The organism is Caldisericum sp. (assembly GCF_049967455.1).
Lineage (GTDB): Bacteria > Caldisericota > Caldisericia > Caldisericales > Caldisericaceae > Caldisericum > Caldisericum exile_A.
The window spans coordinates 1-5,968 of the sequence record NZ_JBMFSR010000053.1; the positions used below are offsets into that span (position 1 = coordinate 1).

At 35.6% G+C, this 5,968-nt stretch carries 2 protein-coding genes; both read left to right on the top strand.

The window, feature by feature from the left end:
- Positions 1 to 163: 163 nt before the first annotated feature.
- Positions 164 to 3,508, top strand: a complete 3,345-nt coding sequence (locus ACP5SP_RS07205; protein WP_428076362.1) for a helicase-related protein — start codon at positions 164 to 166, stop codon at positions 3,506 to 3,508.
- Positions 3,486 to 5,968: Eco57I restriction-modification methylase domain-containing protein (locus ACP5SP_RS07210; protein WP_428076363.1), on the top strand; the 2,483-nt coding region annotated here is incomplete at its 3' end. The genes ACP5SP_RS07205 and ACP5SP_RS07210, both read left to right, overlap by 23 nt.

Sequence of the window (5,968 nt, forward strand, 5' to 3'; positions counted from 1 at the left end):
TAAGTAGTGAATGCAATCATTGTTCTAATTGCAAATGTAGTTGGGGCTCCAAAAGAAGGCCAACAAGGTTGTATTAGTGATTTTAATAAATCCTCTTTTTTATCTTCAATTCTTCTAATCGTTCTCCAAACAGGTTCTGATTGAACCCGTTCTCAATAGCTTTGTGAATATTGTTTATCTTAATGTCTATATTTTTAATAGATTCTTTAATGATTTAATGCCAATTCTTGCAAATTCTGTTGCAAGTTATAAAATAAAGTTAGAGCACGAAAATAAGGAGGAAAAGGTGAAAGGAACTGATACACATTTTTTTACAAACCGAGATGGAGTCACAACATTTGATAGGTTTAAAGCGATCCTTTCAAACAATACCAGGCAATTTGATGTAATCGTTGGCTATTTTTTTGTTACGGGCTTTTACAAATTATGGCGGTCTCTTGAAGGTGTCGAAAAGATAAGGATAATCGTAGGTATGGGAACAGATGAATTCACATATTCATCAGCTTCAGGCACATTAACAGATGTTGAAATCAAGAAGGAAATCAAAAAACTTATAACAAGTGAATTTGAAAATTCAGAAACCGAGAAAGAAATAGAAGAAGGTATATACAAATTTTTAGAATACCTCGAAGAAGGAAAACTCGAAATAAGAGGCTACCCTGACAGAAAACTTCACGCAAAAATATATATTATGATTAAAAAAGAAGGTTCAGAGGATTATGGCAAAGTGATAACTGGCTCAAGCAATTTCTCTGCCGCGGGGCTTGCTGAAAACCTTGAGTTCAATGTCGAACTCAAGGATAAACCTGACGTAGAGTTCGCTGAAGGCAAGTTCGAAGAACTATGGAAAGAAAGCATTCCCCTTACAAGTGATTTTATAAAAACCATCAAGAACGAGACTTATATAAAAGATGATTTCACTCCTTATGAAATTTATCTCAAAACGCTTTACGAATATTTTAAGGATGTTATTGATTACGACCTTGCAACAATTGATTTTCCAAAGGAGTACAAGCAATTTAGATATCAAGTAGAAGCGGTTTTACAGGCTGAAAAAATATTAAAAGAACATGGGGGAGTTTTTATTAGCGATGTTGTAGGTCTTGGCAAAACATATATTGCAAGCCTTCTTGCAAAGAAGTTGGCAGAGAGGCCTATCGTGGTATGCCCTCCGCTTTTAATGGATTATTGGCAAAATGTAATGGAAAGCTTTGGGGTATTTCCAAAAATAATATCTTCAGGAATGCTTAAATTTGACAAAATAGACTTCGATAGATTTTCAAAGTATAAACTAATTTTTATTGATGAGGCACACACATTCAGAAATGAGGATACTGAGAGTTATGCAGTGCTGCATGAGCTTTGTGCGGGCAAAAAGGTGGTGCTTATAACTGCAACGCCTTTGAACAATGAACCACAAGACATAGCAAGCGAACTTTATTTATTTGAAAACAAATTTAATAGCACGATTCCTGACCTTAAGAACCTTTATAATTTTTTTGGCGATATAACAAAGAAATATAAGGAACTTAAATTCAAACAAAAGGATAGTGCATTAAGCGTTGATTCAATAAAATCATTGATAAATGATATATCGAATGATATCAAGAACAAAGTAATTAAACATCTAATGGTGCGTAGAACTCGGAAGGATATTCTCGATTTTTACCATGATGATATAGAGAAGCAGGGGCTTACATTCCCTGAAGTATCCGACCCTGAGCCTTTGTTTTATGAGCTTGATAAGGAGACAGACAATCTTTTTGAAGACAGTGTAAAGGCAATCGAATCTAAAAGTACAAAAGGAAATGATAAAACTCTTACTTATGCGAGGTATAAACTTACATCCTATCTTAAAGCAGATGGCGTTAACTATTTATGGGAAAACAAATTTATAGATACAAAAGATTTGGATTTTGAGAAAATGTCTGAAGCACTTCTCACAGGTCTTATGAGGATACTCTTTCTGAAAAGGCTTGATAGCTCCTTTGAGGCATTTAGAAAAACCCTTGCAAATATGCTTAAAAGTTATGAAATGTTGTTATCGCTTTATGAAAAGGGTAAAGTTCCTTTTTCAAGAGGTAAAAACATCATTGGAAACTTAGCCAGGATGGATCTTGATGAGTTGGAACAAAAGATTACAGAAGTTGAAAGAGACGAGACAGTTTTCTGGATCCCTTCCGAATATTTTGAACAAAAATTTGAAAAAGATCTTCAGAATGACATAAATATCATTAAAGACCTAAAGGCTCGTTGGGACAAAGTAACAGTTGACCCAAAAATTGACAAGATGAGAGAACTTCTCTTAGGTGACGAAATTCTTGGAAAGCAAAAATTAATTATCTTTACTGAATTTGAAGATACACTTTACTATCTCAAAGAGCAATTTGAAAAAGACCCAAAGCTAAAAGGTACTTTCATTGCAATCTCAAGCAGGTCATCAAAAGGAGAGTTTGAAGCAGCAGTTAGGAATTTCGACCCAAGGAATCCAAAGCAAGAAGATAAGTTCAGGATATTAATTTCAACTGATGTTTTTTCACAGGGCCTCAACCTTGACAAGGCAACGGCGATAGTTAATTATGACATACCATGGAATCCGACAAGGATAATCCAGAGGTTTGGTAGAATCAACCGTGTAGGCTCCAAAGGAAAGATTTATATTTACAACTTCTTTCCCACGCAGAAAACAGAAAACAAAATATTCCTTAAAGCCGCAGCCACTCGAAAGATTGAGATGTTCATAAATACGCTTGGCGCAGATTCAAAATACCTCACCAAGTTTGACACATCCAAAACTACTGGAATATTTGACTCAATGAACAAAATATCAACTTACGAAGAAGCTGAAATCGACCCGGAACTTAAGTATTTACAAGAAATAAGAAGTATAAGGGATAAAAATCGTGAGCTCTTCGAGAAAATTAAGCATATACCCATCAAAGCGCGAGCAACAAGGCTTGCAAAGGAAAATAAAGTAATAACATTCTTTAAATATGGCAACCTGCCCAAATTTTATTTGACAGATGAGGCTCAAACAATTGAGCTTGCTCCAATTGACTCTTTCAATATGATTAAAGCTAAGCCAACTGAACCTGCAAACCGTATCCCTGATTTTTTCTATGATATGTTTAGGAGGAATAATGAGCAGTTTGAACAAGACCTTCAAATGGCAATTGAATCTGACATAAATAGACGTTTGCCACAATCCACAAAAAAACTGCTTCCAATTGTGAACGCACTTATTAACGATTTGAGCCATAGTGAATATTTAAATACTTTGAAAGATGCACTTCAGGCGGGTGCAATTTCTCAGTATATAGTAAAACTTGCTAACAAAAAACTGCAAAATGTAATTGAGCCAACCCAGAAAGTGAAAATCCTTTTAGAACTGATTCCCGATGAATATGTTTATTCTTCAATGAGACAGTTTAAAGAAAAACCAGATAAAAAGGTTATACTCTCAAGCGTATTCAAGGAGGGGCTTGATGAATCTCGAAGCTTATCTTAAGAATTCTTACTCACGCGCAAATTTTCTCTATCTTGTAAAAGAAATACTTCCAAACTTTGAGGAACAAACAGGTACAATAGAGTTAAATGATTCTCAAAAAGAGAAGGTTTCCTCTTTTAGCTTCCTTGGCAAAAGCAAAATGAATGGGAAAAGTGTTTTTGCGCTTGATGTAGAGCTCAAAAGCAATGTTGAATCTTCCCCTACTTTTCAGAGGAATCTTGTTGCTCAATATTTGCAAAAGCAAGTAGTAGAAGCCGCAATTGTTGCCTACCACACGCCAAACAAGGCAAAATGGAAGATTGCCCTTGTGACTGTTTCATATAAGCTTAGCGAAAAGGGCGTTGATAAAGAAATCTCCGAAGCGAAAAGATATTATTATGTTGTGGGGCAAGGAAACATTCACACTGCAATCACCCAACTTGGAAACATAATAGGAAAACAAAACACACTAGAGGATTTAGTAAATGCATTCAGTGTAGAAAAGGTCACCAAAGACTTTTTCGTGGAAATTGCAAACAAATTCTATGAGCTTATAGGTGGTAAGGTCAAACGAGGAAATAAAGAGGAAGAGCATTCTAAAATCCTCAAATTGCCCACGCAGGATCCTAAGGTTGAACGAATCTCTGCCATCAAATTATTAAGCAGGCTTATTTTCTTATGGTTTCTCAAAAAGAAAGATCTGATAAGTGACTCTGTTCTTTCTGCAAAAGCAGTAGATAATTATAAAGAAGTGCTTCCTATTGAATTAAGAACTTCTGATAGTTATTACCATAGCGTTCTTGAACCATTATTCTTTGAAGTCCTAAACAAAAGGATTGAAGACAGAGAAACAATTTTCAAGCAAAACTCTCTATTCAAAGATACGCCTTTTCTCAATGGCGGCCTTTTTGAGTCACGCTTAGACGAAGATTTTTACGACTCAAAGCAAAATGATTTTAGCAAAAGGATTAATTTTTCCGTAAAAATAGACGATAAATGGTTCAAAGATCTCTTTGAAATCCTCGACAGGTACAACTTTACCGTAGATGAAAGCACTCCTGTGGATTTAGAAATTTCAATAGACCCAGAAATGCTTGGGCGAATTTTTGAGAACCTTCTTGCAGAAATTAACGAAGAGACTCAAGAAACCGCAAGGAAGCTCACAGGCAGTTATTACACGCCGAGAGGTATTGTGGACTATATGGTAACCGAAAGCCTAAAGCATTACTTTCTTAACAAGACAAAGCTTCAAGAAAAAATCATTGACAACCTTTTGTCGTATCAGAGCGAGGAAATAGATTTAACAAATGATGATAAATTGCAAATCATCGATGCAATTGATGAGCTCAAAGTGATTGACCCTGCTTGTGGTTCGGGAGCATTCCCGATGGGTTTGCTGCAAAAGCTGCTTCTCGTTTTAAGGAAAGTTGACCCAGAAAATAAACTTTGGCTTGAGAAGAAACTCTCAAAGATAGATGATCCTACATTGAGAGAAAAGACAAAAGAAAAATGGTCAGGAGAGCGCGAAGAGGAAAACTATTTGAGGAAGCTTGGCATTCTAAGAGATTCAATCTTCGGCATCGACATCCAGCCCACCGCAATAGAAATATCAAGGCTAAGGTCTTTTCTAACCCTTGTAGTTGATATAAAAGTAGATAAATCAAAACCTAACTCGGGAGTAGAGCCTTTACCAAACCTTGATTTCAAGTTTGTCATTGCAGACTCACTCATTGATGTGGAGAAAGCCGAGATGATAAACGAAACAGGTGAAACAAAGCTTATCAAGGATACATATTTTGATGACCTCAAAGAGCTTACCAATAATTATTTTTATGCCTCTGACCGCAAGAAAAAGGAGGATTTAAGAGGTAAAATAGAAAAGTTAATAGACAAAAAAGTCAGCGAAAAACTTGAAGAGATAAAGTATCGGGGAAAATCGTTGGACGGGAGAATGCGGAAGACAACAGCCCCACAGAATAAAATTATTAATGATTTGAGCTATCAAATGGAACTATGGGACAGTTACAAGAATATTTTTTTAGATAAACCCGTTGAGTTTTTCAATATAAAATACTTCTTTCCAAGTGCAAAAGATGGTTTTGATATTGTGATTGCAAATCCGCCATATGTAAGGCAGGAAAAAATTAGAGACCAGAAAGATGCGCTTTCAAAGCAGGGATACCAGGTTTTCAATTCAACCTCAGACCTTTATACTTACTTCTACGAAAAAGGCTATGATTTGCTTAAAGATGGCGGTATCCTCACATTTATCTCGTCTAACAAGTGGATGAGAGCAAAGTATGGAGAAAAACTCAGGAAATTCTTGAAAGAAAAAACGATATTGAAAGAGATAATTGATTTTGGTGGGTATAAAGTCTTTGAAGCTACAGTTGATACAAACATTGTAGTTTTTGAAAAGAAGCCTTTCGACAAGAAAAATGAATTCTTCTATTTAAACGTTTCTGACGACTTCGATGGAAC